The 25,832-nt window shown below is 72.9% G+C and carries 25 protein-coding genes; 9 read left to right on the forward strand and 16 right to left on the reverse strand.

Annotated features, from left to right (window positions below; genetic code table 11):
* Window positions 1–310: 310 nt before the first annotated feature.
* The gene (locus CGL27_RS44110) at window positions 311–1,480 is read left to right on the forward strand and encodes a sensor histidine kinase (RefSeq protein ID WP_240451058.1); all 1,170 of its coding nucleotides are present in this window, start codon (window positions 311–313) and stop codon (window positions 1,478–1,480) included.
* Window positions 1,481–1,503: 23 nt separating this feature from the next.
* Complete coding sequence (locus tag CGL27_RS44115) at window positions 1,504–2,169, forward strand: response regulator transcription factor (protein WP_043239878.1); 666 nt, start codon at window positions 1,504–1,506, stop codon at window positions 2,167–2,169.
* Between the two features lie 126 nt (window positions 2,170–2,295).
* Here the strand turns inward: CGL27_RS44115 and CGL27_RS44120 are convergent, their stop codons facing one another.
* Genes CGL27_RS44120 through CGL27_RS44140 form a run of 5 tightly spaced genes read right to left on the reverse strand, consistent with a single transcriptional unit; the run spans window position 2,296 to window position 6,045 of the window.
* Window positions 2,296–3,228, reverse strand: a complete 933-nt coding sequence (locus CGL27_RS44120; protein ID WP_240450846.1) for a DUF2797 domain-containing protein — start codon at window positions 3,226–3,228, stop codon at window positions 2,296–2,298.
* Entirely contained in the window at window positions 3,201–3,443 is a 243-nt protein-coding gene (locus CGL27_RS44125; protein ID WP_119993227.1) for a DUF6332 family protein, read from the reverse strand. Before CGL27_RS44125 ends, CGL27_RS44120 begins: the two co-directional genes overlap by 28 nt.
* Before the next feature lie 6 nt (window positions 3,444–3,449).
* Window positions 3,450–3,974, reverse strand: a complete 525-nt coding sequence (locus tag CGL27_RS44130; protein ID WP_240450847.1) for a DUF4442 domain-containing protein — start codon at window positions 3,972–3,974, stop codon at window positions 3,450–3,452.
* A 54-nt stretch (window positions 3,975–4,028) separates the two neighbouring features.
* Window positions 4,029–4,763, reverse strand: coding sequence for a maleylpyruvate isomerase family mycothiol-dependent enzyme (locus CGL27_RS44135; RefSeq protein ID WP_119993230.1), 735 nt, complete (start codon window positions 4,761–4,763; stop codon window positions 4,029–4,031).
* Between the two features lie 55 nt (window positions 4,764–4,818).
* Window positions 4,819–6,045: an MFS transporter gene (locus CGL27_RS44140; protein WP_240451059.1), complete on the reverse strand. Its 1,227-nt coding sequence runs from the start codon at window positions 6,043–6,045 to the stop codon at window positions 4,819–4,821.
* Window positions 6,046–6,095: 50 nt separating this feature from the next.
* On the opposite strand from CGL27_RS44140, the gene CGL27_RS44145 reads away from it, so the two are divergent.
* On the forward strand, window positions 6,096–7,325 hold the full coding sequence (locus CGL27_RS44145; protein ID WP_078645699.1) for an ROK family protein: 1,230 nt from the start codon (window positions 6,096–6,098) through the stop codon (window positions 7,323–7,325).
* 23 nt (window positions 7,326–7,348) lie between these two features.
* Here CGL27_RS44145 and CGL27_RS44150 read toward each other — a convergent pair whose 3' ends face one another.
* Window positions 7,349–7,936, reverse strand: a complete 588-nt coding sequence (locus CGL27_RS44150) for a DUF4865 family protein (RefSeq protein ID WP_119993233.1) — start codon at window positions 7,934–7,936, stop codon at window positions 7,349–7,351.
* A gap of 238 nt (window positions 7,937–8,174) precedes the next feature.
* On the opposite strand from CGL27_RS44150, the gene CGL27_RS44155 reads away from it, so the two are divergent.
* Window positions 8,175–8,468, forward strand: a complete 294-nt coding sequence (locus CGL27_RS44155; RefSeq protein WP_119993235.1) for an SHOCT domain-containing protein — start codon at window positions 8,175–8,177, stop codon at window positions 8,466–8,468.
* Window positions 8,469–8,597: 129 nt separating this feature from the next.
* Here the strand turns inward: CGL27_RS44155 and CGL27_RS44160 are convergent, their stop codons facing one another.
* Window positions 8,598–9,299, reverse strand: coding sequence for an ATP-binding protein (locus tag CGL27_RS44160; protein ID WP_240450848.1), 702 nt, complete (start codon window positions 9,297–9,299; stop codon window positions 8,598–8,600).
* Window positions 9,300–9,484: 185 nt separating this feature from the next.
* Entirely contained in the window at window positions 9,485–9,820 is a 336-nt protein-coding gene (locus CGL27_RS44165; RefSeq protein ID WP_059145517.1) for a hypothetical protein, read from the reverse strand.
* A gap of 179 nt (window positions 9,821–9,999) precedes the next feature.
* Between CGL27_RS44165 and CGL27_RS44170 the strand changes: the two genes are divergently transcribed.
* Complete coding sequence (locus CGL27_RS44170; protein WP_078645706.1) at window positions 10,000–11,121, forward strand: PLP-dependent cysteine synthase family protein; 1,122 nt, start codon at window positions 10,000–10,002, stop codon at window positions 11,119–11,121.
* 43 nt (window positions 11,122–11,164) lie between these two features.
* On the opposite strand, the gene CGL27_RS44175 is transcribed toward CGL27_RS44170, so the two are convergent.
* Together CGL27_RS44175 and CGL27_RS44180 are read right to left on the reverse strand one after the other, a co-directional pair.
* On the reverse strand, window positions 11,165–11,638 hold the full coding sequence (locus tag CGL27_RS44175) for an SRPBCC family protein (RefSeq protein ID WP_119993239.1): 474 nt from the start codon (window positions 11,636–11,638) through the stop codon (window positions 11,165–11,167).
* A 24-nt stretch (window positions 11,639–11,662) separates the two neighbouring features.
* Window positions 11,663–12,508: a DeoR/GlpR family DNA-binding transcription regulator gene (locus CGL27_RS44180; protein WP_014058797.1), complete on the reverse strand. Its 846-nt coding sequence runs from the start codon at window positions 12,506–12,508 to the stop codon at window positions 11,663–11,665.
* A gap of 136 nt (window positions 12,509–12,644) precedes the next feature.
* Here CGL27_RS44180 and CGL27_RS44185 point away from each other — a divergent pair, with 136 nt between their 5' ends.
* Complete coding sequence (locus CGL27_RS44185) at window positions 12,645–15,095, forward strand: hypothetical protein (protein WP_119993240.1); 2,451 nt, start codon at window positions 12,645–12,647, stop codon at window positions 15,093–15,095.
* Here CGL27_RS44185 and CGL27_RS44190 read toward each other — a convergent pair.
* The 5 genes from CGL27_RS44190 to CGL27_RS44210 all read right to left on the reverse strand — a co-directional run bounded on the left by CGL27_RS44190 (window position 15,065) and on the right by CGL27_RS44210 (window position 21,769).
* Window positions 15,065–17,503: a right-handed parallel beta-helix repeat-containing protein gene (locus tag CGL27_RS44190; protein WP_078645710.1), complete on the reverse strand. Its 2,439-nt coding sequence runs from the start codon at window positions 17,501–17,503 to the stop codon at window positions 15,065–15,067. The genes CGL27_RS44185 and CGL27_RS44190 overlap by 31 nt on opposite strands.
* A 213-nt stretch (window positions 17,504–17,716) precedes the next feature.
* Window positions 17,717–18,319, reverse strand: coding sequence for a hypothetical protein (locus CGL27_RS44195; RefSeq protein ID WP_119993242.1), 603 nt, complete (start codon window positions 18,317–18,319; stop codon window positions 17,717–17,719).
* A gap of 80 nt (window positions 18,320–18,399) precedes the next feature.
* Window positions 18,400–20,157, reverse strand: coding sequence for a GAF domain-containing sensor histidine kinase (locus CGL27_RS44200; protein ID WP_078645714.1), 1,758 nt, complete (start codon window positions 20,155–20,157; stop codon window positions 18,400–18,402).
* 114 nt (window positions 20,158–20,271) lie between these two features.
* A complete protein-coding gene (locus tag CGL27_RS44205; protein ID WP_119993243.1) occupies window positions 20,272–21,231 on the reverse strand; it encodes a universal stress protein in 960 nt (319 codons plus the stop codon).
* A gap of 79 nt (window positions 21,232–21,310) precedes the next feature.
* Window positions 21,311–21,769, reverse strand: a complete 459-nt coding sequence (locus tag CGL27_RS44210; protein WP_078645717.1) for an ATP-binding protein — start codon at window positions 21,767–21,769, stop codon at window positions 21,311–21,313.
* Window positions 21,770–21,987: 218 nt separating this feature from the next.
* Here CGL27_RS44210 and CGL27_RS44215 point away from each other — a divergent pair, with 218 nt between their 5' ends.
* Window positions 21,988–22,437, forward strand: coding sequence for a cyclic nucleotide-binding domain-containing protein (locus CGL27_RS44215; RefSeq protein WP_078645719.1), 450 nt, complete (start codon window positions 21,988–21,990; stop codon window positions 22,435–22,437).
* A 109-nt stretch (window positions 22,438–22,546) separates the two neighbouring features.
* Complete coding sequence (locus CGL27_RS44220) at window positions 22,547–23,254, forward strand: response regulator transcription factor (RefSeq protein ID WP_119994850.1); 708 nt, start codon at window positions 22,547–22,549, stop codon at window positions 23,252–23,254.
* Window positions 23,255–23,693: 439 nt separating this feature from the next.
* Here CGL27_RS44220 and CGL27_RS44225 read toward each other — a convergent pair whose 3' ends face one another.
* Window positions 23,694–24,188 carry a DUF6643 family protein gene (locus tag CGL27_RS44225; protein ID WP_078645721.1) on the reverse strand — a complete coding sequence of 165 codons (495 nt, stop codon included), beginning with the start codon at window positions 24,186–24,188 and terminating at the stop codon, window positions 23,694–23,696.
* 239 nt (window positions 24,189–24,427) lie between these two features.
* Between CGL27_RS44225 and CGL27_RS44230 the strand changes: the two genes are divergently transcribed.
* Window positions 24,428–25,825 (forward strand): TerD family protein, encoded by a 1,398-nt coding sequence (locus tag CGL27_RS44230; protein WP_119993245.1) that lies wholly within the window; start codon window positions 24,428–24,430, stop codon window positions 25,823–25,825.
* Window positions 25,826–25,832 lie beyond the last annotated feature (7 nt).

A 25,832-nucleotide genomic window follows, 5' to 3' on the forward strand; every position in this document is an offset into this window, starting at 1 on the left:
GTTGCGCGACGGTCCCGAGCCTTCGCCGGTGATGCGTTGCGCGACGGTCCCGAGCCTTCGCCGGTGATGCGTCGCGCGGCGGTCCCGAGCCTTCGGCCGGTGATGCGTCGCGCGGCCTCGCCAATGACGCGGAAGACCGGGCGCATCCCGGCGATCCGGGCTCGGCCGGCGCGACGTACTCCGCCGGGAGTACGCGCGGGCACCGCGTAAGGGGGACGCCGGGCCCGCCCGGCCGGTTTAGCGTTGCCGTATGCACGGATTCACGGGGGAGCCCGGGCCCTGGCACCGGCCGGGCGGACGCCGGCGCGAGATGCCCTTCGGCCCACCGCGCTCGGCCGTACCCTGGCCCTCCTCACTCGCCATCGCCGTCGTCCAGCTGATGGGCACCGGGTTCGCCGCGCATGACCAGCCCGCCCGGGTGGGCCTCGGGCCCGGGGCCGGTGCGCTGCTGCTCGCCGGGCCCGCGCTGCTGCTCCTGCGCCATCGCCACCCCGGGACCGTCGTGGTCGGCACGTCGGCGGTGACCGTGGTCTACATCGCCGCCGGATATCCGTACGGGCCCGTCTTCCTCAGCGTCGTCGTCGCCTGTGTGGCGGCCGTCGCCGCCGGGCGGCGGATCGCCGCGTGGAGCGCGCTCGGGCTGCTGTGGGGCAGCCATCTGCTCATCGGCCACTGGCTCTACCGCCGACTGCCGCCGGGCGGTGACGGGCCCGTCGGATGGGGGCAGGAGCTGGGGATCACCGCCTGGGCGCTGGCGATCGTCGCCGCGTCCGAACTCGTCCGCGTACGGCGTGAGCGGTGGGTCCGCGAACGGGCCGAACGGGAGGCGGCGGCGCGGCGCCGGGCGGATGAGGAGCGGCTGCGGATCGCCCGCGAACTGCATGACGTCCTCGCCCACAGCATCTCGGTCATCAACGTCCAGGCGGGCGTCGGCCTCGCCCTCCTCGACCAGGACCCCGAGGAGGCCCGCACCGCGCTGACCACCATCAAGGCGGCCAGCAAGGAGGCGCTGGGCGAGGTCCGCCAGGTCCTCGACACGCTGCGGACCTCCGGCGCGTCCGGCGCCGCGCCGCGCTCGCCCGCGCCCGGCCTGGACCGCCTGGAGGAGCTGACCGGGCAGGCGGCGGACGCGGGCCTCGCGGTGCGGGTGGAGGTGGAGGGCGTACGGACGGCCCTGCCGCCCGGCGCCGACCTCGCGGCGTTCCGTATCGTGCAGGAGGCCCTGACCAACATCGTCCGCCACTCCAGCTCCCGGAACGCCCATGTCCTGTTGTGCTACGCCCCCGGTGAGTTGGAGCTGCGGGTGGACGACGACGGTCCGGCGGCCGGGGGCGAGGTGACGGGCGGTGGCAACGGTCTGGTCGGCATGCGCGAACGGGCCGCCGCGCTCGGCGGCACGGTGGCGGCGGGCCCCCGTTCGGACGGCGGTTTCCGCGTCCGGGCCCGGATCCCGTTCAGGGGCGGGAGGGAGACGCCATGAGTGAGGGGGACAGGGAAGATGCCGTGATCCGTGTCGCGCTCGCCGATGACCAGATCCTCGTCCGCGCGGGCTTCCGCGCCCTGCTGGCCGCACAGCCGGATATCGAGGTGGTCGGCGAGGCGGCCGACGGGGAGCAGGCGCTGGCGCTCGTGCGGGAGCAACACCCCGACGTCGTCCTCATGGACATCCGCATGCCGGTGCTCGACGGCCTCGCCGCCACCCGCCGGATCACCGGGGACCCGGCCCTCGGCGAGGTGAAGGTGGTCATGCTGACCACTTTCGAACTCGATGAGTACGTCTTCGAGGCGATCCGCTCCGGCGCCTCCGGCTTCCTGGTCAAGGACACCGAACCGGAAGAGCTGCTGCGGGCGGTGCGCGCGGTCGTCGGCGGCGATGCGCTGCTGTCGCCAGGGGTGACCCGCCGCCTCATCGCCGAGTTCGCGGCCCGTTCCAGGGAACCCGCGCCCGCGGCGGCGCTGGCGGAGCTGACCGAGCGGGAGCGGGAGGTGATGGCCCTGGTCGGCATGGGGCTGTCGAACCAGGAGATCGCCCGGCGGCTCGTGGTCAGCCCGCTCACCGCCAAGACCCATGTGAGCCGCACGATGGTCAAACTGGGCGTCCGGGACCGCGCCCAACTCGTCGTGCTCGCCTATGAGTCGGGCCTGGTCCGGCCCGGCTGGCTGGGCTGAGGAAGGCCCCGTGCTCGGGGGTGGTGGCGAGGGTGCCCCGTGCTCGGGGGGTGGTGGCGAGGGTGCCCCGCGTTCGGGAGGGGTGGCGAGGGAGCCGTGCCCGGTGCCCGGCGCTTCGGGGCCCGCTCAGAACAGCCCCTCCGGGGCCTCCGCTTCCCGCGCCCGCGCCGCAACCGGCGCCGTCGTCGGGGCATCCGCCGCGGCCGCCGTCAGCGGCCAGCCCGCCAGTTGGCGGGTGTCCAGCAGCAGGATCCGGCCGTCCGTCGAGGTCAGGTGGATGTCCGGGCCCGCCACGGCGTCGATCCGACCGGCCACGGTGGTCTCGGGGACGAGCTGGATCAGCCCCAGCGCGGGGCGCACCCGGTCCAGATGGAACGCCGCGTCATGGTGCACCGGCTCGAACGGCGCCAGGGCCAGCGACTCCGGCAGACCGGCCAGGCCGCGCGCCCGCTGGTGGAGCGCGGCGAGGTCGGCGGCCCGCCGCTCCGGGCGCGGCGCGGCCTCGCGGGCGGTGCGCTTGGCGGCGTAGGGGAAGCGGTCCGGGACGCCGAGCGCTGTGCCCAGCACGGCCTCGGCGCGGCGCGCGGCCATCAGCGGGCCACGGCCCAGCAGGCAGTAGGAGAGCGCGGCCTGCTCCAGCAGCCGTACCCCCTCCCGCTCGGCCGCGGTGATCCCGACCTTGAGCAGATCCGGACCGAACCAGGCGAGATAGACGTCGTAAGGGCGCGGGTCGTCCGTACGGGTGTCGGCGGCCACGGAGTACGAGCGGTCCAGTCGGGCGCAGTCCGGGCACTGCGCCGATACGGCGGTGGCCGGTACCTCGGCCCCGGCCGGGCACGGGGTGTGCCGGGCGCCCCTGCGGACGCCGACGCAGTCGCGCCGTGGCCCGGTGGTGAAGGAGAGCGGGCGGTCCGGCGTCAGCGGGGAGAGCCGTTCACCCTGGGCCGGATGGCGCCAGACGAGCGCGGGCCCGCGGTGGCCCCAGCGCGATCCCGCGCACTGCCACCGTGCCGGCCGCGGGCCCTGGGCCATCAGCGACGCTGCCGGGAGAAGAGCCACAGCGCCCGCACCAGGCGGACGGCGAATCCGACGGTGGCCACCACGAAGGCGGCGCCCTTCCAGGCCGTCTCCTGGGCCCGGCCCAGATCGCCGAAAAGCGCGGGGCTCGCGACCGCGACATAGAGCACGGCCGCCAGCAGACCGGCCGTGACCAGGGCGAACACTATCTCGACGGTGAGCGTGTCCCGCTCGTCCTGGGGACGGGGTCCGGCCATCTCGAATCAGTCCTCCGCCTGCTGTCCGGTGGCTGCCGCCGAGTCGGTCCTCCCCGGCTCGCGCTGCCCGTCACGCTGCTTGTGGCGCACATAGAGCTGCTTCCGTACGCGTGCCACGACCGTACCGTCCGCGGCGACCACGTCGTTCTCGAACCACGGCAGTGCCTTGCCGCCGTCCGCCGTGGCCTCGCGGATCTCCTCCAGCCGCTCCTCGGTGAGCTTGAAGTCGGCGAACACGTCGCCGCGGCCGGGTGAGACGAAGTCGATCTCGCCGGCCTTGTCCCAGACGATGTAGTCCCGGCCGAGCCGGTTCATCACCAGCAGCATCCAGAACGGGTCGCTCATCGCGAACAGCGAACCGCCGAAATGGGTCCCCACGTAGTTGGAGTTGAAGCGGTGCAGCCGCAGCCTGACCCGGACACTGTTCCAGTCCTCCGCGAGGTGGACCACCCGCACTCCGGCGAAGAGATAGGGCGGCCACCAGTTCATCGCGCGGCGCAGGCGGCGCGCGGACATCGATCGACGTGACATGTCAGGAAGCTAGCACGTGATATTACTCGCTGGTAACTCAAAGGGCTCGGCGTATCAGATGCCCGAGCGCTCCCGCCACAGCTCGGCCAGCTTCTCGTCCCCCTCCGTGTGCAGCGCGGTGATCGGCAGCCGGTTCCAGAGCGCGAGATAGAGGTCGCCGGCCGGGCCGCTCAGCTCGCAGTCGGCCGCCCCCTCGCCGTCGCGCACGGTCCGCGGAACGTCCTGTGACAGCCGCATCGTCCACACCGCGTCATGGTCCGTGGCCCTCACCCGGAGCGTGCGCGGGGTGTCCGTGCGCACCCGGGACCGGTCCAGGCTGTGGAAACCGGCCAGCAGCTCATCGACCCCGTCGGCCGCGAACTCCGGGGTGAACGGGGAGAGGTCCCCGCCGCGTGCCGACTCCGCGTCGACCCGATGGATGGCCGTCTCATGAGCCTGGCGGCGCGCCCAGAAGCCCAGCGGGAACTCCGAGGGCAGGAAGGTGAAGTACTTCAGCTCGGGGTCGGCATCGGTGAGGGCGTCGACCAGCCGTCCATGGACCTCGCGGTACCAGGACACGAGCTCGGCGTCGGCCGGTGCCGGCTCGAGCGTCGGCCGGACCGGGTCCGTCAGGCCCTCGCCGACGATCCGGGCGACCCAGCCGTGCACCTGGCCGATGTGGGACAACAGGTCACGGACGCGCCAGTCGGGGCAGGTGGGCACCGGGGCGTCCACTCCGGCCTCGGCCGCGGCGGTGGCCAGCAACTGGCCCTCGCGGTTTACGATTTCGATCAACTCGGCAGTATCCATGGCGGAATCATGCCAGCCGCCTCCGACATCCGCCGGGGCCGGGGCGGCGAGGGCGTCAGGTTCCGGCCGGGCGCACGGCGTTCCGCGTGCCGTACGCGACCACCGCCGCCACGGCCGCCAGCGCCGCGACCGTGGTGAGCGCGATCGGCAGCGAGTACCAGTCGGCGAGGAAGCCGATCGTGGGCGGGCCCAGCAGCATGCCGCCGTAGCCGAGCGTGGAGGCCGCGGCGACCCCGCCCGGCCCCGTCAGCGCGCCCGCCCGCGCGATGGCGACGGGGAAGAGGTTGGCCAGCCCCAGCCCGGTGACCGCGAAGCCCAGGAGCGCGAGCCAGACCGTGGGCGCGAGCGAGCCCAGCAGCATGCCGGCCGCGGCCGTGGTGCCGCCCGCGATCAACGCCCTGGTCTGGCCGAGCCGTTCGAGCAGCGCGGTGCCGGTCAGCCGGCCGACGGCCATCATCAGGGCGAAGACGGAGTAGCCCGCGGCGGCGAGTCCGGCGGACGCGTCGAGGTCCTGGTGCAGATGGAGGGCTGCCCAGTCGGCCATCGCGCCCTCGCCGTACGCCGTGCAGAGCGCGATCAGGCCGAAGACGGCGACGAGCCACCGGGCGCGGCCCGGCCGCTCTGCGCCGGGGGACGGCTCGGGGACGGCGGCGGCGTTCTCGGACTCGGCCGCGGGCTCGGCGCCGTCCCGCGGCGCGGGCACCGGCAGCGAGATCAGCGTCCGGCCGGCGGCCGCCGCGAGCAGCAGCCCGAAGACCGCGAGCAGCGACAGATGGCGAGTGGGGGAGAGGTGGTCGGCGATCAGCCCGCCCAGCCCGGCCCCGGCCATCCCGCCCAGGCTGAAGGCGGCGTGGAAACCTGGCATGACCGGGCGGCGCAGGGCGGCGATGAGGTCGACCGCCGCGCTGTTCATGGCCACGTTGAGCGCGCCGAACCCGGTGCCGAAGACCAGCAGCACCAGGCCGAGGGCGAGCGCGGAGTGGGTCAGCGGCGGCAGCGCGACGGAGCCCGCGAACAGCACACCGGCGGCCACCGTCGTCGGGTGGTTGCCGAAGCGGCGGCACAGACGTCCGGTGGCCATCATCGTGGCCGTCCCGCCCGCGGACACGCCGAGCAGGGCCAGCCCCAGCGCGCCCTCCGAGGCGCTCGTCTGGTCCTTGATCGCGGGGATCCGGGCGACCCATCCGGCGAACACGAAGCCGTCGAGGAAGAAGAACGCGGTGATGGCGGCGCGGAGTCGGGCGAGGTCGCGATCCGCGGTGACGGAGCGGCGCGCGCCCAGGATGGCCGTCCGTGTTTTGTTTGGAGTCGGCACAAAGTGAGAATAGGGGCGTGACCCAGACACGGACAAGGCTCGAGCGCGGCCGAAGCGCTCTTGGCCCGGCACTGGCACTCGTCCACACCGGCCGCGCGCCCACCCGCGCGGTGCTCACGGCCGAGCTCGGGGTGACCCGCGCGACCGCGGGCGCCGTCGCCGCCGAGCTGGAGGCGCTCGGCCTGATCCAGGTCGACTCGCGGCCGCTCGGGGCCGCCGGGGCGCAGGGCCGTCCCTCGCACCGGCTGTCGATCGCCCCCCGAGGGCCGGTCGCGCTCGCCGCCCAGGTGCACGCCGACGGCTTCCGCGCGGCGCTCGTCGGGCTCGGCGGCCGGACCGTGGCCACCGCCCCGGGCAGCATGACCGTGCCCGCGGACCCGGCGCATGTCATCGACGCGGTCGTGGAGGCCGGTGCCCGGCTGCTACGGGAGACCGGCCGCCGCTGTGTCGGCGCGGGGCTCGCCGTCCCGTCCGCGGTCGCCGAACCGGAGGGCACCGCCCTGAACCCGCTGCACGTCGCCTGGCCCGCGGGCGCTCCGGTGCGCGAGCTGTTCAACCGCAGCCTGGCCGCGGCCGGTATCCGCGGCGACGACGGGGAGCCGGTCACGGGTTTCGCGGGCAATGACGTCAACCTGGCCGCGCTCGCCGAGCACCGCCATGGCGCGGGCGGCGGCGCCCAGCATCTGCTCTGTGTCGCCACCGGGCACCGGGGCGTCGGTGGTGCGCTGGTGCTCGACGGAAGGCTGCACACGGGCAGCGCGGGGCTCGCCCTCGAGGTGGGCCATCTGACCGTCAACCCCGAGGGCCCGCCCTGCCACTGCGGCAGCCGCGGCTGTCTGGACATCGAGGCCGATCCGCTCGCCTTCCTCACGGCGGCCGGGCGCGACCCGGGCCCGGAGGTGTCCCTGCTGCAGCAGGCCCGCGATCTGCTGCGCGAGGAGTACGCCACGGAGCCGTCCGTACGGGCCGCCACCTGCCAGCTCATCGACCGCCTCGGTCTCGGGCTCGCCGGGCTGGTCAACATCCTCAATCCGGACCGCATCATCCTCGGCGGGCTGCACCGCGAACTCCTGGAGGCCGACCCGGAGCGGCTGCGCGCGGTGGTGGCGGAGCGGAGCCTGTGGGGCCGGAGCGGTGGCGTGCCGATTCTGCCGTGCACGCTGGACCACAACAGCCTGGTGGGTGCGGCGGAGTTGGCGTGGCAGCCGGTGCTGGACGACCCCTTGGCGGCCCTGGGCGTGAGCTGACCACCGCGCGGTCCTTACGGCGGTCACCACTGGCGGCCCCGGGGGAGCGCGTCCAGGTCCGGGGTCGACAGATGGAGCACCTGGTAGCGGTCGCCGGGCTCCGAGGGCGGTGCGGAGTCCTCCCAGAGCGTGAAGTGGACCAGCTCCCAGCCGCGCGGGTCGATGCCGAGGGCCGTCGCGTGGACGCCGTCCGTACGGGCGCGCTCGGCCAGCCGCGCCAGCGCGTCCTCGACAACGGAGGCGGGATCGGCGGCGGCCGGGACCGGCGCGGCGTGGCGGGTGGCGGCGCGCGGCACGGCGCCCGCGGCCGGGCCCCGTTCGAAGGCGAGCCCCTGCCAGTGCTCGACCGTGGGCCTGCCGAAGTCCCGGACGACGCCCTGGAATCCGGGGCCCCACAGAAAGCGGTTCATGGCCTCGGGCGCGGTCCACAGATAGAACGGGGCGTACTGATGGACCGGCGAGCCGTCCACCCCCCGCTCCCGGATGCCGTACGCCTTGAGGCCCAGCCCCGAGAGGTCGTCGAGCAGCGGCCCCTTCGTCGCCACCCGGTCCCGGATGATCCTCATGTCGTAGTCGGCGGGCAGGGTGATCCGGTACTGCATGACGAGCATCGGTGAACTCCTGTCGGCGGGGCGTGCGTTCGTGTCCGTTCGCTGCTTCGATTCGATCGTACACACTAGTAGGTACAGAACGGGTCGCCCCCGGCGCGCGTACTCCCCGGGAGGTACCGGGAGTGTCGTCGGCCGTACGACGACCGGGGCACCGTAAGGGAGTGATCCTCGAAGTGGCCATGAGAAAGGGCCATGAGAAGTGGCCATGAGACAACCACTCCCGAGGAGCGCGATCATCATGAACACCCTGGCGCACGGCTTCGCCGACGGCGACGGCCCCGGACCGTGGATTCCGCTCTTCCCGCTGATGTGGGCGCTGGTCGTCGGCGGTGCGGTCTTCCTGTTGAGGCGCGCCGGGCGGCGCGGACGCGCCCCCTGGCGGCAGGGGCCCGTGGACTTCGGCGAGCGATCGCCGATCGCGGTGCTGGGCCGTCGCTTCGCGGCCGGTGAGATCGACGAGGACGAGTACTGGCGCCGACTGTCCGTCCTGGACGAGCAGTTCGGACGCCATGCGAAGGGCGGGGCCCTCTGACCGCTGACGGTGTGGGGGCGCTGACGCGGGGCGCTCAGGCCGTCAGAGCGGTCGGGGCTGTCCGGACTGTCAGGGCGGTCGGGGCCGTCCGGACCGTCCCGCCTCGCGGGAGGCGGGACGCCTACGTGCTCAGCGGGCGGCTGCCGACCGGGCGGCCGCGGGAGCCCGCTCGCGCACCGCAGGCGCCGGGGCTGCGGCAGCGGCCGGTGCCGGGGCCTGGGCGACGGGCGCGGGGGCCGGAGCCGGGGTGACGGGTACGGGGGTGGGCGCCGGCGCGACCGGTGCCGGGGCGGTGACGGGTCCGGGTGTGGACGCGGGGCCGGTGATGGGCGTGGTGGGCGCCGGTGCCGGGCGGGAGGCGTCCGTGCGATGGGGCGGTGCGGTGCGGCCCGCTCCATGCGCCGTGAGGGGCGACTTGGCGGTGGCGGTGGGTCGCGGCACGGCCAGCGTGAACCAGACGACCTTCCCGCTGCCGTCGTCCCGCGCGTGCATCCCCCAGCTCTGGCTGACGGCCGCGACCAGCGCGAGCCCCCTGCCATGCGTGGCGACGGGATCGCATGCCCGAAGGCGGGGCAGTCGCGGATCCTGGTCGCGGACCGAAACAGTCAACCGGTCCAGCATGAGAACGATCTCCACCGCGCACTGCTTGTCCGGCTCGGCGTGCCGATGCACATTGGTGAGCAGTTCGGTGACGCCGAGCGCCGCCGGGTCGATGAGCGGATCCAGATGCCAGTAGCGCAACTGCGCCGACACGATTCTGCGGACCTGTCCGATCCGCGACGGCAGGGCCTGCAGCTCCACCGTGCACTGCCTGCTAGGACGACTGATCACGGCTGCGACTCCCTGAAGAAGTTGGGGCTAGCCTGATTCAGATGCGGGCGACGAACACGTTCAGCAGTGGTGGCTGCTGGGCGCGACCGGTGGGACGGTTCTCAGCGTCACCGCTTGTTGACCCTCAGTGATACTGATACTCGTCCAGGGTCGGTCCCACCGCGCGCACGCGCAACTCGGCCACTTCACCGCTTCTGGGAGTGCCCCCGAGCGGACCGGACGGCGTCGAGGAAGCGGCTGGCGGCCCCCGAGCCGGACTTGGCCGAGGTGGACTTGGTGTCCTGCGAGCCAAGGGTGAGACGGTAGCGAGTGCCGTTCACGGTGGCCATGGCCTGATCCCCGTCGACGAACCAGGGCTTGCTGGCGCGCACCGACTGCACCGGCGCGCTGTCGATCTCGCGACCGTAGCTGGTGAGCAACTCCAGCCTGCCGTCCTTGATCAAGACCTGTCCGGCGCGGGTGACCGAGCGCAGGAACCGCTCGATCCGCACTCCCCTGGCGTTGAACTCGTTATCGGCCATCACAACCGCCTCCCCGATGGCTCCGACTGGCGCTTCTGTCGCCGTCTCTCATTTTCCCTGCTGCGCAGTGTGCCCGGGACCGGCCCCGGGCACCAGGGCGCACTGGGGGACAATGAGGATCGAAACGGCACGAGTATGCCACTTGGGCTGGGCGTGGGCGCGAGCAGGAGGAGTGGGCGTTGGACGGCACGGCGCGCGGGATCATCAAGACGATCGACGTGGACCGCAGCGACCACGGCTATCGCGGGTGGCTGAAGGAGGCCGTCCGAAAGGTGCAAGCGGACGCCCAGCGGTCCGCGGACACCCATCTGCTGAGCTTCCCGCTGCCCGAGCGCTGGGGGATCGACCTCTACCTCAAGGACGAGTCCACCCACCCCACAGGGAGTCTCAAGCACCGTCTGGCACGCTCGCTGTTCCTCTATGGGCTGTGCAACGGCTGGATCCGGCCGGGCAAGCCCGTGATCGAGGCGTCCAGCGGCTCGACCGCCGTTTCCGAGGCGTACTTCGCCAAGCTGATCGGGGTGCCCTTCATCGCGGTGATGCCCCGCACGACCAGCCGGGAGAAGTGCCGCCTGATCGAATTCCATGGCGGCCAGTGCCATTTCGTGGACGACCCGCGGACCATGTACGAGGAGTCCGCCGCCCTCGCGGCGGAGTCCGGGGGTCACTACATGGACCAGTTCACTTACGCCGAGCGGGCCACGGACTGGCGGGGCAACAACAACATCGCCGAGTCGATCTATCAGCAGATGCGTCTGGAGCGCTATCCCGAACCGGCATGGGTCGTCGCCACGGCGGGCACCGGAGGCACCTCGGCGACCCTCGCCCGCTATGTCCACTACATGCAGTACGACACCCGGGTGTGCGTCGCCGACCCGGAGAACTCCTGCTTCTTCGACGGCTGGGTCCACCATGACGACGACGCCTCCAGCGACCACGGTTCACGCATCGAAGGCATCGGCCGCCCCCGGATGGAACCCAGCTTCGTACCGGGCGCGATCGACCGGATGATGAAGGTCCCGGACGCGGCGAGCGTCGCGGCCGTCCGCGCCCTGGAGCGGGCCATCGGCCGTAAGGCGGGCGGCTCCACCGGGACGGGGCTGTGGAGCGCGCTGCGGATCGTCGCGGAGATGGTCGCCGCGGGGCGGACCGGGAGCGTGGTGACGCTGCTGTGCGATCCGGGGGAGCGGTATCTGGACAAGTACTACTCGGACGCGTGGCTCGAGGAGCAGGGGCTGGACATCGAGCCGTATGTGCAGACGCTCGACATCTTCCTCACCACGGGCAACTGGACCGACTGACGGCGCTCACGGCCGGACCGGCCGATTTGCGCCCGTACGGCCGTCAGGCCGCCGCCACCATCCGGTCCAGGTTCCGCACCGCCTGGTGGAACGCGCGCCGCAGACCCGGCCGCATCGCCCGCACGACAGCGCGCAGCAGTACCGTGCCGTCCACCGCGAACACATAGCGCACCACGGTCCCGCCGCCGTCCGAGGGCCGCAGCGTCCACTCCTCCAACAGCGCCCGCAGCCCCGGTGCGTTGGTCTCGTCGACGCGGTAGGCATAGCGCTCGTGCGGATCGACCGCCATGACCGTCTCGCGGAAGCGGCCGCCGCCCACGAGGCGGATCGCCCTGCGCTTGCCGCCGTCCGTGGAGCGGGCTTCCTTCACCGCCCGGAACCACCGCGGCCAGCCCTCGACATCGGTGAACGCCTCGAACACCGCCTCAGGGGAGGCCGAGACCTCGGCGACGAAGGCGAGCCGCAATGGTGCGGTCTCGACGTACTCCAGTCCGACGGCACGCAACCGGTGTGTCATGGACACACGATAACTGCCGGGGTGTCAGATGTCTGCGGTGCGGGACGGCTCGCCCGCCACCACCAGCTCCGGCAGATACTCGGAGATCTCCGCCCGCGCCTCCTCCGGCAGCCCCGGGTCCGTGACCAGCGCGTTCACCTGATCCAGCGAGGCGAAGGAACTCAGCCCCACCGTGCCCCACTTGGTGTGGTCCGCGACCACCACGACCCGTCGCGCGGCCCTGACGAAGTGGCGGTTGGTCTCCGCCTCCGCGAGATTCGGCGTCGACAGACCCGCCTCCACCGATATGCCGTGCACTCCGAGGAAGAGCACATCGAAGTGGAGCGAGCGCACCGCCGCGTCCGCGACCGGCCCCACCAGCGTGTCCGACGGCGTGCGCACCCCGCCGGTGAGTACGACGGTGGCCGCACCCGGGCGCGGGCCCACCCCGCCGAGCGCCGCCGACCGCTGGGCGTTGTAGAACACATCGGCCACCCGGACCGAGTTCGTCACCACGGTCAGATCCGGCACCTCCAGCAGCTGCTGGGCCAGCGCGAAGGCCGTGGTGCCCCCGGCCAGACCGATCGCGGTGCCCGGCGTGGCCATCGCGGCCGCCGCCTTCGCGATGTCCTCCTTGGCGCTCAGCTCGAGGCCCGACTTGGCCTCGAACCCGGGCTCGTACGTGCTCGCCTCGGCCACCGGCACGGCCCCGCCGTGCACCTTCTCCACCACGCCCAGCCGGGCCAGCGCGTCCAGATCGCGACGAACCGTCATGTCCGAGACATTGAGCTTGCGCGTCAGCTCGTTGACCCGCACCCCACCGCGCCGTCTGACCTCGTCGAGGATCAGGGCGCGCCGCTGCTCCGCGAGGAGGTTCTGGTTGTCGCTCACCCTGCCTCGTCTCCCTCCGGTCGGCCCTCGTCGCCCGCGCGTTCATCTTCGCATGAGGTGAGGACAGCCGGTCGCCACAGCACCCGGGGTTACGATTTCGCCACGCCCGCCCTGTCAGGATCGGGGGAGGTGGCCGATGGGCACAATCCTGGAGCAGAACGACCGCACCACACCGGAATCGGGGGACACGGTGCCAGCGACCATGCCTACGGACACGCCGGCCGACGGGGCGCAACGGGCGACGGCAGCCCATAAGGGCGGAGCGCCGCCGCCCGATCTCGAACTCCTCGTCCACGGAGTGGGCGGCACCACCCCCGAGGAGATGCTGCGCGATCCGCGCACCTGCCGGGTCACCGGCGACGAGACCGCGGCCGTCTACCGCAGGGCGGACGAGGTCGACGCCGAGCAGCGCCCGCCGGAGGACCGGGAGGGCCCGGACCGTGAGGGCCCGATCCGCGAGGCATACGTATGGTGCAACCTCACCTCGGGCAACAGCTCACGCGCCCTGTGGCTGCTTTTACTGCCGTTCATGGTCGCCAACCTCGCCCACTGGATGCGGCCCCCGGCCGACCGGCGCGAGCGGACCGTGCGCACCTACGGCCTGTTCGTCCGGCTCGTGGCGCTCACCTTGACCGTGCTGCTGATCGCCGGGGCCTGCGAGGTGGCCCTGGACCTGATCGCCTGGCAGTGTGCCGGTTCGGCCGACTGCGCCGGGGGCAAGTCCTGGCTGGGCTTCCTGTCCCCGGAGAACCACGGCTGGTGGAGCCAGCCCGGCCGCAGGCTCGCGCTCGCCGCGGTGCTGCCCGGCGCGCTCACCGGACTGCTGTGGTACCTGTCCAACCGCACCTGGAGCGCGTACGAGTCCTCCCCGCCGCTGGAGCGCCCGGTCGACGAGTCCGCCCCCGAGGCGGGCAACCGCCCCGCGCTGTGCCTGCCCGGCTTCTGGTACGGCCGCAGGATCGTCGCCCGGCTGCGCGCCGCGCACACCGCCGCCGGCTTCCTCACCATCGCGGCGGGCCTGACCCTGCCCACCACCACCTACGACCGCAAGCCGGGCGGCGGCGGGCCGCAGGACGCCGCGGGCTGGGCGCTGCTGACGCTGCTCGCCGCGGGCGCGGTCGCGGTGGTGGCGGTGGTGTGCTACCGCGGCCGCAGTGAGACCAAGGTCGACGGGGAGCTGGATCGCATCACCGTCACCGCGCTGCCCGGCGCGGCCCTCGCGGTGCTGGCGCTCTCCGTGCTGTATGCCGGGTGGTCCCGCCCCGGCTGGGCCTCCACCGGCAAGCTGCCGGGCAACCAGGCGTTCTGCGCCATCGCCATAGGGGAGGGCGCCCTGATCGTGACCATGGCGGTGTGCGCCCTGGTCCTCCACCGCTCCGCTCCCGGCCGCACGCCGCTGTACGGGCTCGCCGGACCCGCCGTCGCCGTGCTCGCCTGCGGGCTCGGCGCGGTGCTCGCGGGCGGTATCGCCCAGCGCTTCGCCGACTGGCTGGACGGCGGCGCCACCCCCGGTGAGGGGCCGGGCATCGCCCCGCCGGTTCTGCTGACCTGGCTGGCCACGGCCATCCCCGCGCTGCTGCTCGCCCTGGTCGGGCTGCTGCTGATCTTCACCGTAAGAGTGTGGCGGGTGCGCAATCAGCTGCTGCCGACCATCATGGACGGCTATCCGGGGGAGCGGCCCGACCGGGTGCGCACCCGGCGGATCGCGCGCACGATCGCCCGCGCCGGACTTACCGACTCCGCTCCGTGGATCGTCGGCCCCGTCGCGCTGCTGACCCTGCTGTTCGGCGCCGCCGCCGTCACCGGGGCCTGGGTCACGGACCAGGTGCCGGGGCGGGCCGCCGACGACGCGCCCGGGGCCGTGGACGCCGCCGCCCAGACCGCGCAGGCGCTGGGCTCCTGGCTGATGGGCCTGGCCTTCCTGATGCTGGTCACCTGGGCCCGCCGCGCCTACCGCAGCCCCTCCGCCCGCCGCACCATCGGCATCCTGTGGGACGTGGGCACCTTCTGGCCGCGCGCCGCCCACCCCTTCGCGCCTCCGTGCTACGCCGAGCGGGCAGTGCCCGATCTGACCTGGCGGATGGAGACCTGGACCCGCCGGTACGGTGGCCGGCTGGTCATCTCCGGCCACTCCCAGGGCAGTGTGCTGGCCGCCGCGTCGGTCTGGCAGCTGGACCACCGCACCCGCGGCCAGGTCGCGCTGCTCACCTACGGCTCACCGCTGGAGCGGCTCTACGGGCGCTGGTTCCCCGCCTACTTCGGCCCCACGCAGCTGCTCTCGCTCCACGGCGAGGTGCGCTACTGGCGCAATCTGTGGCGCTACACCGACCCGATCGGCGGCCCCATCCGGCTGCCCGACGGCAGCGGGCCCGAGGTCGACTGCGACGCGCTCAAGGACCCGCTGGTCTATGGCCGTACGCCCGAACACCCGCTGCCCGCGCCGATCCTGGGGCATGGGGACTACCAGGCCGACCCCGTCTTCGACCGGGAGCGGGCCGGGCTGCTGGCCCGGCTCCCGGAGCAGACGCCGCCGCCTCCGCAGGAGGGGGCCGCCGGTCAGATGAGCTCCGGCAGATCCTCGGGGTAGAGCAGCGTGAGGTCGTCCGTGGTCGGGTCACTCAGCTGGGCGACCCGACCCGCATGCCGCTCCACCATCGCCTCGAAGGTCTGCCGGGCGGTGCGCCCGTTGCCGAACGCCGGGCCCTTGGGAATGGCCGTGAAGTACTTCAGCAGCGCCTCCGCCGCCCCCTCGCCGATCCGGTACTCATGCTCCTCGGCCTGCTGCTCCACGATCCGCAGCAGCTCCTCCGGGGCGTAGTCGCCGAAGGTGATGGTGCGCGAGAAGCGGGAGGCCACACCGGGGTTGACGGACAGAAAGCGCTCCATCTCGGCGGTGTATCCCGCGACGATGACCACGACCGCTTCCCGGTGGTCCTCCATCAGCTTGACCAGGGTGTCTATCGCCTCCCGGCCGAAGTCCCGGCCGGAGTCCTCCGGCGAGAGGGCGTACGCCTCGTCGATGAACAGCACCCCGCCGCGCGCCCGGTCGAACGCCTCCTGGGTGCGTATGGCCGTGGAGCCGATGTGCTCACCCACCAGGTCCACCCGGGAGACCTCCACCAGATGGCCGCGCTCCAGCACCCCGAGGGAGGCCAGGATCTCCCCGTAGAGCCGGGCGACCGTCGTCTTACCGGTGCCCGGGGAGCCGGTGAAGACCAGATGGCGGCGGGCGGAGGCGGCCTTGAGCCCGGCCTCCTGACGCCGTCGGCCCACCTCGATCATGTCGGTAAGAGCGCGCACCTCGCGCTTGACGCTCTCCAGCCCGACCAGTGTGTCGAGTTCGCCCAGCACCGCCGAGGAGGGCCGGACGGAGACCGGGGGCTCGACGGCGGGCGCGGAGGTCTGGCCGGACCGCTGCGACGGGACGCCGCCCAGCAGCCCGCCCGTCGAGGTGGCGGTCTCCACGGCGGGCGCGGTGAGCGGGGGCCGGCCGGGCGTGGTCGGGGAGCCCAGCGCCGTGGTGGCGCTCTCGTCGCTGGTGCAGTCCTCGACGAGCGGCCCCGCCTCGGAGAACTCGTACCCGCCGCGCGCACACCGCTCCGTACGGCACCGGGTCAAGGTGGTGCGGCAGCCGTCGATGATGTGGAAGCCGTAGCCCCCGCTGCCGGTCACCCGGCAGCCGGTGAACGTGCCCCGGCCCTCGGCGGACACATAGAACCCGGCCTCCGTCGGCCCGGAGACCGTGGTGCGCTCGACCGTCGGATCGGCGCCCTTGGTGACGATCACTCCGGTGGCGGCCCCGTCTATCGTGCAGTTGGCGAGCGTGCCGCCGCTGCCGTGGTCGCGGAACCACGCCCCGGTGGCCGCCTCCCGGATGCGGCAGTCGTCCAGCTGGACGATGGCCCCGTCGCTGACCGAGACCGCGGTGGAGCGCACCTGCGACAGATCGCTGTCGACCACATCGACCCGCGACCCGCGGTCCAGGACGAACAGGGCGTCCGGCACCTCGCGCACCCGGCACGAGTCGAGCACGGCGGTCGCCCCGTCGCTCACCCACACCGCCGGATAGTCGCCGGTGCTCTCGTGCAGCTCGCACTGGTTGGCGTCCACCCGGGTGCCCGGGTCCCACACCGACAGGCCGTTGCGCCCGAACCGGCGCACCGTGGAGCGGGTCAGCGTCAGCACCGAACGCGACCTCAGGTCGATCGCGTTCTCCGGGATGTCGTGGATCTCGCAGTCGGCGAGCGTGAGCACCGCGTCCGTGTCCAGGTTGACCCCGTCGGACGTCGTACGGTGCACTCGGCAGTCGGTGAGATGCCCGGTCGCGCGCCCGGATACCTGCACCCCGGCGCCCCTGATCTCGTACACCTCGCAGCCGACGGCCTCCAGCGAGGAGCCCTCGCCGGTCAGCGAGAAGCCCGCCCCGGACGCATGGTGGACCCGGCAGCGGTCCAGACGCGGACGGGCACCGCCGCGCACCGCCACCCCGGACTGCCCGGCGGCCACCACCTCGCACTCCTCGAACACCCCGCCCGCGCCGTCCAGCACGCTGAGCCCGACGCCCGCGGGGTTGTCCACGGTGCAGCGCCGCACGGTCGGACGGGCGCCGCCGCGCACCTCGATGCCGACCGCCGAGCGCGTGGCGACCCGTACGTCGGACACCTCCGGGGTGGCGTCCTCGATCAGCAGCGCGGGGGCGGCCGAGTCCTGGCCCTCGACGTGCAGATCCTGGACCACGGCGGAGGCACGTATCGTCAGCGCGACTCCGTCCACCGGCGCGATGCGCACCGAACCGCGTGCCGAGCCCTCGGGGCCGCGCAGTGTGACGGCCCGGACCACCACCAGATTCTCGCGGTAGGTGCCGGGCGAGATGGAGAGCACATCACCGTCCCCGGCGGCCTCCAGGGCCGCCGTGAGGGAGGCGTACTCTCCGGTGCGGCGCCGCCACCGCGACGTTCCGCTGTGCGTCACCTGGACGACCGAGCCCTGTGCCATGGTGCTGCTGTGCCCCCACCTCGTGCGTTGCCGGTGTGCGCGCGCCTGACTGCCGCTGCTGACTGTCGCTGCGCATATGGAATGCCCCACCGTAGCGTGCGCACGGCGCCATGAGATGACCTGCCTGTGGAGCACGGGCGGAGTTGGCGTTCATATGACAACTCCCGCCCGTGCACGGCCCACTCGCAGGGGCCAATGGCCCACTCGCCGGGGCTAGCTGTCGGCGTCCGCCCGGCCCCAGTCCTGACCGGCTCGCTCCCAGGCGATGTCCCACTGTGTGTAGCGCCGGCGCATGAGCCGCCATACGACCAGCCGCCGGGCGCCGTCCACCAGGACCGCCGTCGCCCCGGCCGCGCCGATCCCGGCCAGCACGGCGTGGGTGGTGGCCGTCGCGGCGTCCAGCGGGCGGCCCACCGGGCGGCCGTGGCCGTCGGTCCAGATCCGGAACCGCTCACCGGGATCGGCACCGGGATGGGCCCCCAGCGTGCCCTGGTGTCTGCTGCCGTCCGGCCCCGTCCAGCGCGCGAGGACGCGACGGTGCGCGTCTGTCGCGGAAGCGGTCTCGGGATCGGAGTCGATGGGCGGATGCGGCAGCACCTTCAGCACGGTGGCCGAGAGTGGATGACGCTCGGCCCGCTGTTCGTGCGCGGCCCTCACCAGCGCCCCGTGCGCCAAGGACCCCGATGCCCAGCCGGCGACGGGGGCGACGAGCAGGATGAGCGCCGCGGCGATCATCGCCGCGCACGCCTCCACGACGTCGGTCTTACGGCGCAGCGGATTACGCCGCCAGCGCCACAGCCCCCAGATCATTCGCATGGATCACATACCCCCTTCCCCGTTCGTGGGTACCGCATGGCGGGCCGGATATGCGCGGATTCGGTGAAGAGAGAGCAATATCACGGGGCCAGCCCTTTCGCTGTTCCGGCGGGCCGTCGGCGGTTCAGAGGGACACACCAGACCAGCCGGGTGCCGCCCGCCTCGGGCGCCTCGATGTCCAATGTGCCGCCCAGGAGTTCGGCCCTTGACCGCATGTTGACCAGCCCTCCGCTGGGGGCGGCGCCCCCGATGCCCACCCCGTTGTCCGCGACCACCAAGGTGATGTCGGCGCCGACGGTCAGCCGCACCTCCACCCGCTGGGCATGGGCGTGCCGCACGGTGTTGCTGAGTGCCTCGGCGAGCACCGCCAGCACATGGTCACCGGTCGTGTCCGGCACATCGGTGTCCACCGGGCCGTCCATCAGCAGCGACGGTGCGAAGCCCAGGGTGTCGGAGGCCGACCGGACGGCCTTGACCAGCCGGCGCCGCAGCGTGGCGGGCTCGCCGCCGTCGTCCCCGACCGTGCGCAGGGCGAAGATGGTGGAACGGATGATCTTGATGGTCTCGTCCAGGTCGTCGACGGCCCGCCCCACCCGTTCGGCCGCCTCCGGGCGTTCGATCAGCCGGCCCGCGCTCTGCAGGGTGAGACCGGTCGCGAAGAGCCGCTGAATGGCCAGATCATGGAGGTCCCGGGCGATCCGGTCACGGTCCTGGAGCAACGCCATGTGCTCGGACTCGGCGCGGTGCCGGGCCAGTTCCAGCGCGAGCGCCGCCTGCGCCGCGAACCCCGAGAGCAGCTCCACCTCATGGTCGTCGAAGGGCTGCCGCCCGGCGAGCCGGCACAGCCGCAGCGCACCGGAGGCCCGCGCGCCCGCGACCAGCGGTACGGCCACCACCGGGCCGAACTCGCTCTCCGGAGCCGGCAGCGGCCAGGACCGGGCCCGGGAGTCCACCCGTACGTCCGAGGCGACCGCGGGGCGCCCGGTGCGGGCGGCGAGCCCGGCCAGCGAGCCGTCGGAGGGCACCACGAGCCCGCCGATGGTCTCCGCGTCATGCCCCTCGGCCACCTCGACCACCAGGGAGTCGGTGCCCGTGGCCGGCAGCAGGATCGCCGCCGAGTCGGCGAGGGCCACCTGCAGGGCGAGCCGGGCGATCAGGCTCAGCGCCTCGCCCGCCGCGGTGCCCGCCAGCAGCGTACGGGTGATGACGCCGAGCGCCTCCAGCCACTGCTCGCGGCGCCGGCTCTCGTGGTACAGCCGGGCGTTGTCGATGGCCACCCCGGCGGCGACCGACAGGGTGGTCAGCACCGCCTCGTCATCGGCGTCGAACTGGGCGCCGCCGCGCTTCTCGGTCAGATAGAGATTCCCGAAGACCTCGTCACGGACCCGGATCGGCACGCCGAGGAACGAGCGCATCGGCGGATGGTGCTCGGGGAAGCCATAGCTCGCCGGATGCTCCGACAGATCGGTGAGACGCAGTGACTGAGGATGGCGGATCAGTTCGCCGAGCAGTCCGTGACCACTGGGCAACGGGCCGATGCGGTGGGCTCGTTCCTCGGATATGCCCACCGGCAGAAACTGCGAGAGCCGATGCCGGTCGATCACGCCCAGCGCGCCGTACTCCGCGTCGGCAAGTACCACCGCGGACTCCACGATCCGGCGCAGCACCTGCTCCAGATCCAGCTCGCGGCCCACGCTGAGCACGGCCTCCAGCAGGTTGTGCATCCGGTCCTGGGTGGACCGGGCGGCGTCCAACCGCGCCTGGAGCTCATCGAGAAGCTGGTCGAGCCGGAGTTGGGGGAGGGCCGGATGGCGTCCCTGATCCGCACTGCCCGACACCTGGCCACCGTCCCCCCATGAGCCTCTCACCAGCAGGGTAGCCGGGGCAGGGGCCGGTGGTGGCGGCGATGGAAGGAACTCGGCCAGGGTCAGGAGCCGCTGAGGGACGAGAGCCTAGGAAACCGGCACCACGGCGACCGGGCACTTGGCGTGATGCAGTACGGCGTGGTTGACAAGCCCGAGCTGCATGCCGAAGTGCCCCTGCCGTCGCCGGGCCCCCACCACCAGCAGATCGGCGTGCGCGGAGGCGACCAGCAGCGCCTTGCGAGCCGAGCCCTCGACCGGGCGGTGTGCCACCGGCACCGGCGGCAGCCCGGCCGCCGTGGCGCCGCCCAGCGTCTCGTCCAGGAGCTCGGCGGCGCGCCGTGCGTGGTCCTGGCGCGCTCCGTGGCTCTCATGTCCTCCGTGGTTCTCGCGTGCCCTGTGGTTCTCGTGTGCCCCGTGGCTCTCGCGCGTTCCGTGGTCCTCGGGGCCCGCGCAGCGCCATGCGTGCACCGCCTCCAGTTCCCCGCCGCGCAGCCGCGCCTCGCGCAGGGCGAACGCGACGGCCGGGGAGGGTGGCGCGGGCTCCCGCTCGCTCGGGCGCTCGCGCTCGGCGATTCCCACCACCACCCGGTTCATCCCGCCGTGCACGTTCTCCGGGCGGCCGCGCACCACGACCACCGGGCACTGGGCGCGGGCCGCGATGCCCAGTCCGACCGAGCCGAGCAGCAGGGAGGCGAACTCGCCGCGGCCGCACGAGCCGACGACCAGCGCCTCGGCGCTCTGCCCGGCGCGCAGCAGGGCGGTGACCGCGTCGTCGGCCGCCAGGTCGGTCATCACCTTCAGGGCGGGCACCCGCCGCCCGGCCCGCTCGGCCGCGGTGGCCAGCACCGCCTCGCTGTGGAGCCGCTCGGCGGGGCGGTCGGCGGCTGTTCCGGCGACGTAGCCCTCGTACCGCTCCCACAGGGAGGCGTGGACGACGCGCAGCGGCAACCCGCGGCGCCCGGCCAGCTCGGCCGCCCAGTCCAGTGCGTCCGAGGCGGCGTCCGAACCGTCGACCCCGACGACCACGGGAAGCTCCACCGTGCCCACCGCCTCTCCTGCCGGCACATGGGTGTGTCCCCTCCCATTGTCCCGCCGAAGCGGTCGCCGAGGGAGTCCGGCGGCTCACTCAGCGCAGTCGCATGGCCAGCGTCACCACGGCGCCCACCGCCCCCGCGCTGATCACCAGCCGGTCGGTGACCAGCTGGGTCAGCCACAGTCCGCGGCCGCTGGTGGCGCCGTCCAGCCCCGGCAGGATCCGGGGGATGACGTCCTCGGAGAAGCCGGGGCCGGAGTCGCTGATCCGGCACTCCAACTCGTCGCCGACCCGCCGCAGCAGCAGGGAGCCGGTGCCGCCCGCATGCTCGATGGCGTTGTTGGCGATCTCGTCCACGGCCAGCACGAAGTCCCCGCGGCGGGCCTCGCAGAGCCCGGCCCAGGCCGCGCACTCCTCGATCTGCACCCGCAGCCGGGGCAGCTCGTCGGCGGTGAAATGGCGGTGGAGCAGGTGTTCTCCGGCTCGATCGGCGGACCGACGAGGGTCGGCTAGCACCAGTGCCTCCCGTTTGGTGACGAGTACGAGCGACATCGCAGGGTCGGTGAAGCAGCCGAGGGTACGGGGAGCGGGGCCTCATCGGTCATCACGACCACGAATGACGTGTCATATCGGAAACGTGACCGGAAATGGGTAAGGGTTAAGCGGTACCCGATCGTCGGCGTATCGCTTTGGATCGCTGCCTCTCGTCGTCTCGTAAGCACAGTGACCGCCGAGGGGCGAGGGGGGAGAGGAAACGGCAGAGTGAGGTCATGATGGGACTTCTGAGCGCGCTGAAGACCGAACATCGTGAGCGGGTGATGGCGCTTGCCCACGATGTGTCCTTCCCCGCGGGCGGCCGCATCTTCGAGGAGGGCCGTAAGGCCGATCGCTTCTGGATCATCCGCACCGGCGCGGTCACCCTCGATCTGCATGTCCCGGGGCGGCGGGCCGCGGTGATCGAGACCCTCGGCCCCGGAGAGCTCATCGGCTGGTCCTGGCTCTTCCCGCCGGACACCTGGCATCTGGGCGCGGAGGCGCTCAGCCCGGTGCGCGCGCACGAATTCAACGCGGCGGCGGTGCGCCGGCTGTGCGACGAGGACCCGGAGCTCGGCTATGCCCTCGCGCTGGCCTGCGCCCAGGTGATCGGGGGCCGGCTGCAGAGCGCCCGCACCCGGCTGCTGGATCTGTACGGGCCGTACGCGGGCGGGATCTCGCCATGATCGGGCCGGAGGGCGCGGAGAGCGGCCCGGGGGCCGAATGGCCCCTTACGCTGCCCTGCGGCAGAACGTAAAGCTGGGCAGCCGGATCGCGACCGGCGACCCGTGCGCCATGGATGGAGAGGCCGTGCCCCAGACAGCCGACCCCGACGGCCCCATCAGGGTCTTTCTGCTCGACGACCACGAGGTGGTGCGGCGCGGACTGCGTGACCTGCTCGACGCCGAGTCCGATCTGAAGGTGGTCGGCGAGGCGGCCAACGCCCGCGAGGCCATCGCCCGCGCCCCCGCCGTACGGCCACGGGTCGCGGTGCTCGACGTACGGCTCGGCTCCTCGGGCAGCGGCGGGGACCACGAAGGGATCGAGGTCTGCCGGGAGTTGCGGGCCCGCCTCCCCGGCCTCGCCTGTCTGATGCTGACGTCCTTCGACGACGACGAGGCGCTGTTCGACGCCATCATGGCCGGGGCCGCGGGCTATGTGCTCAAGCAGATCAACGGGTCCGACCTGGTGTCGGCGGTGCGTACCGTGGCCGACGGCCGCTCCATGCTCGACCCCGGCGCCACCGCCCGGGTGATGGCCCGGCTGCGCGGCCCCGCGCCCAGCGGGCCCGTGGAGCTGGAGAACCTGTCACCGCGGGAGCGGGAGATCCTCCAGCTCATCGGCGACGGGCTGACCAACCGGCAGATCGCCGAGCGGCTGTTCCTGGCCGAGAAGACCGTCAAGAACCGCATCTCCGCGATCCTGTCCAAGCTGGGCGTGGGGCGGCGCATTCAGGCCGCGGTGATCGCCGAGCGGATCAAGGAGCGCGAAACGGGTCAGTGAGCCCGTGAGCGGTACGGCCAGGAGCCGATGACGTCCTTACGGCGGGCCGGATGACGCCCCTACGGTGGTCCTGGTGACGTCCTTACGGTGGGCCGGGCGCGCGCTTCGCATGGAGCGCGAGACCGGCTCCCCTGCCGGCCCCGCGCCCCACACCGAACGAGGCGGACCGGCCGAGATGCCCTTCACCGCAGTGGAGTGAGAGCCCGGTCCGCCCCCGTGATGGAGATGGCTCGCGGAATTGCTCGGTCCAGCATCGCGATGCGTTCCGCCGCCCGGGAGGGGCCGAACGGCCCCTCGAGAGACAGGACCGTCCCGGCCCCCGGAAATCCAGAGACCGGACGGCCCGCACAAAAATCAGGGGCCGGACGGGGATGCCCCATCCGGCCCGATCCTTCCCGCGACCGGGCACCGGCCCGGTCGCATCACCTCCCGACACGTGTCAGTAGCCGCCTCCCGGCTGCGGCGACCGGCCGCCCGGGTACTGCTGGCGCCCGTAAGGGTCCTCGTAGGGAGACGGCGCGGGGGCCGCCGGACGCGGCGCGGCCGGACGCGCCATGGCCGGGCGCATCGCCTCGTACCCCATCGGCGCGGCCGGGCCGGGGCGCTGCATCTGCGGCTGCTGAGCGCCCGGGTAGCCCCGCGGGCCGGTCGGCTGCGGCGGGATGTAGGGCGCGTGCGCCTGCTGCAGCCCGGTGGGCTGCGGCTGCTGCTGGTAGCCCTGGTACATGGGCTGCGGCGAGGGCGCGGCCGGCAGCGCGGGAAGCGCTGAGGGCAGGGCCGGAAGATGACTTCCGGTGTCGTAGGCGGACGGCACCCTGATGGGTGCGATCTGTGGTGTGCCCCGCTCGGCGACAAGGCTGTCGTAGATGGGGGTGTCCGGGAAGGACGGCGAGGAGTAGTAGCCGCCACCGTAAGTGCTGCGGGGGGAGGTCATAGACCATAAGTTAAGCCCACCATGTGCTGATTGGGGAGTCCGGTAGGAGGGTTGTTTTCAGTGTTCGGAGTGGCCGTGGATCCCCAATCCGAGCGAACCCGGGAAAATCGGTCGTCAGGGTACGTTGAGATCGTGTAAAGAGCGCGTTTTCAGCGGGTAACCACCGGTGGTCCGCGGTATGCGGCGGCCGAGCGGCCCGGTGACCGAGCGAACAGAGAGGCAGGGGGACGGAAATGGCGATGCGCAAGGGCGGTAACACGCCAGTACCGGCAAGCGCGGTACGGATCGAGCTCGGCTGGCGCGCCGGACCGGGGGCACCGGACGTGGACGCCTCGGCACTGCTGCTGATGTCCGGAAAGGTCAGATCCGACGGGGACTTCGTGTTCTACAACCAGGCGGCGCACTCCTCCGGCGCGGTGCGCCACGACGGGAAGCGGACCACGGGTGACACCGTGACCGACACCCTTTCGGTGGACCTCGCCCGCGTGGAGCCCGCCATCGACACCGTGGTCCTCGCGGGCTCGGTCGATGGCGGAACGTTCGGTCAGGTCCCCGGTCTGCACATCCGGGTGCTGGACGCCGCGGGCGGCGCGGAGATCGCCCGCTTCGACAGCGAGGACGCCACCGTCGAGACCGCCTTCGTCCTCGGCGAGCTGTACCGCAGGCAGGGCGCCTGGAAGTTCCGCGCGGTGGGCCAGGGGTACGAGAGCGGGCTGGCGGGGCTCGCCACGGACTTCGGCATCAGCGTCGACGAACCGCAGCAGACGCCCGCTCGGCCCGCCGCCCCCGTTCCTGCCCCTGCCGCGCCGCCGAACGCCGGGCAGAACCCGTACGCGGCGCAGACCCCGTACGCGGCCGCGCAGAACCCGTACGCCGCCCCCGCGCCGCCGTCCGGCCCTCCGGCCGGGGCGTACCCGCCTCCGCCGCCCACCGTCGCCTCCACACCCCTTCCGCCGCCCCCGCCCACCGCCCCGGCCCCCGCGGCCGCCTCGGCGCCGGTGAGCCTCAGCAAGGTCACTCTGACGAAGGAGGCGCCCGCGGTCTCGCTCACCAAGCAGGGCGGCACCTCCGGCACCATGCGGGTCAACCTCAACTGGCAGGTGCACAAGCAGTTCTCGGGGTGGGCCTCCAAGCTGGGCAAGGCCATGGCCATGCACAACGAGCTCGATCTCGACCTGGGGGCGCTGTTCGAACTCTCCGACGGCAGCAAGGGCGTGGTCCAGGCGCTCGGCAACTCGTTCGGCTCGCTGCACCAGCCGCCCTTCATTCACCTGGACGCCGACGACCGGACCGGTGCCCGGGCGGCCGGTGAGAACCTCTCCATCAACCTCGACCACCTGCGGTCGTTCCGCCGGATCCTGGTCTTCGTGACCATTTACGAGGGCGCCCGCAGCTTCGCCAACCTCCACGCCACGGTCACCCTGCAGCCGCAGTTCGGCGCCCCGATCGACTTCTCGCTCGACGAGTGCACCGTCCCGTCCCCGGTCTGCGCGCTCGCGCTCATCACCAACACCGGCAGCGATCTCGTCGTACAGCGCGAGGCCCGCTATCTGGTGCCGCAGCGCGGCGTCAGCCCGCAGCGCACCCTCGACCACGCCTACGGCTGGGGCATGAACTGGACACCCGGCCGCAAGTGAAGACCCG

The organism is Streptomyces sp. 11-1-2 (assembly GCF_003595545.1).
GTDB lineage: Bacteria > Actinomycetota > Actinomycetes > Streptomycetales > Streptomycetaceae > Streptomyces > Streptomyces hygroscopicus_B.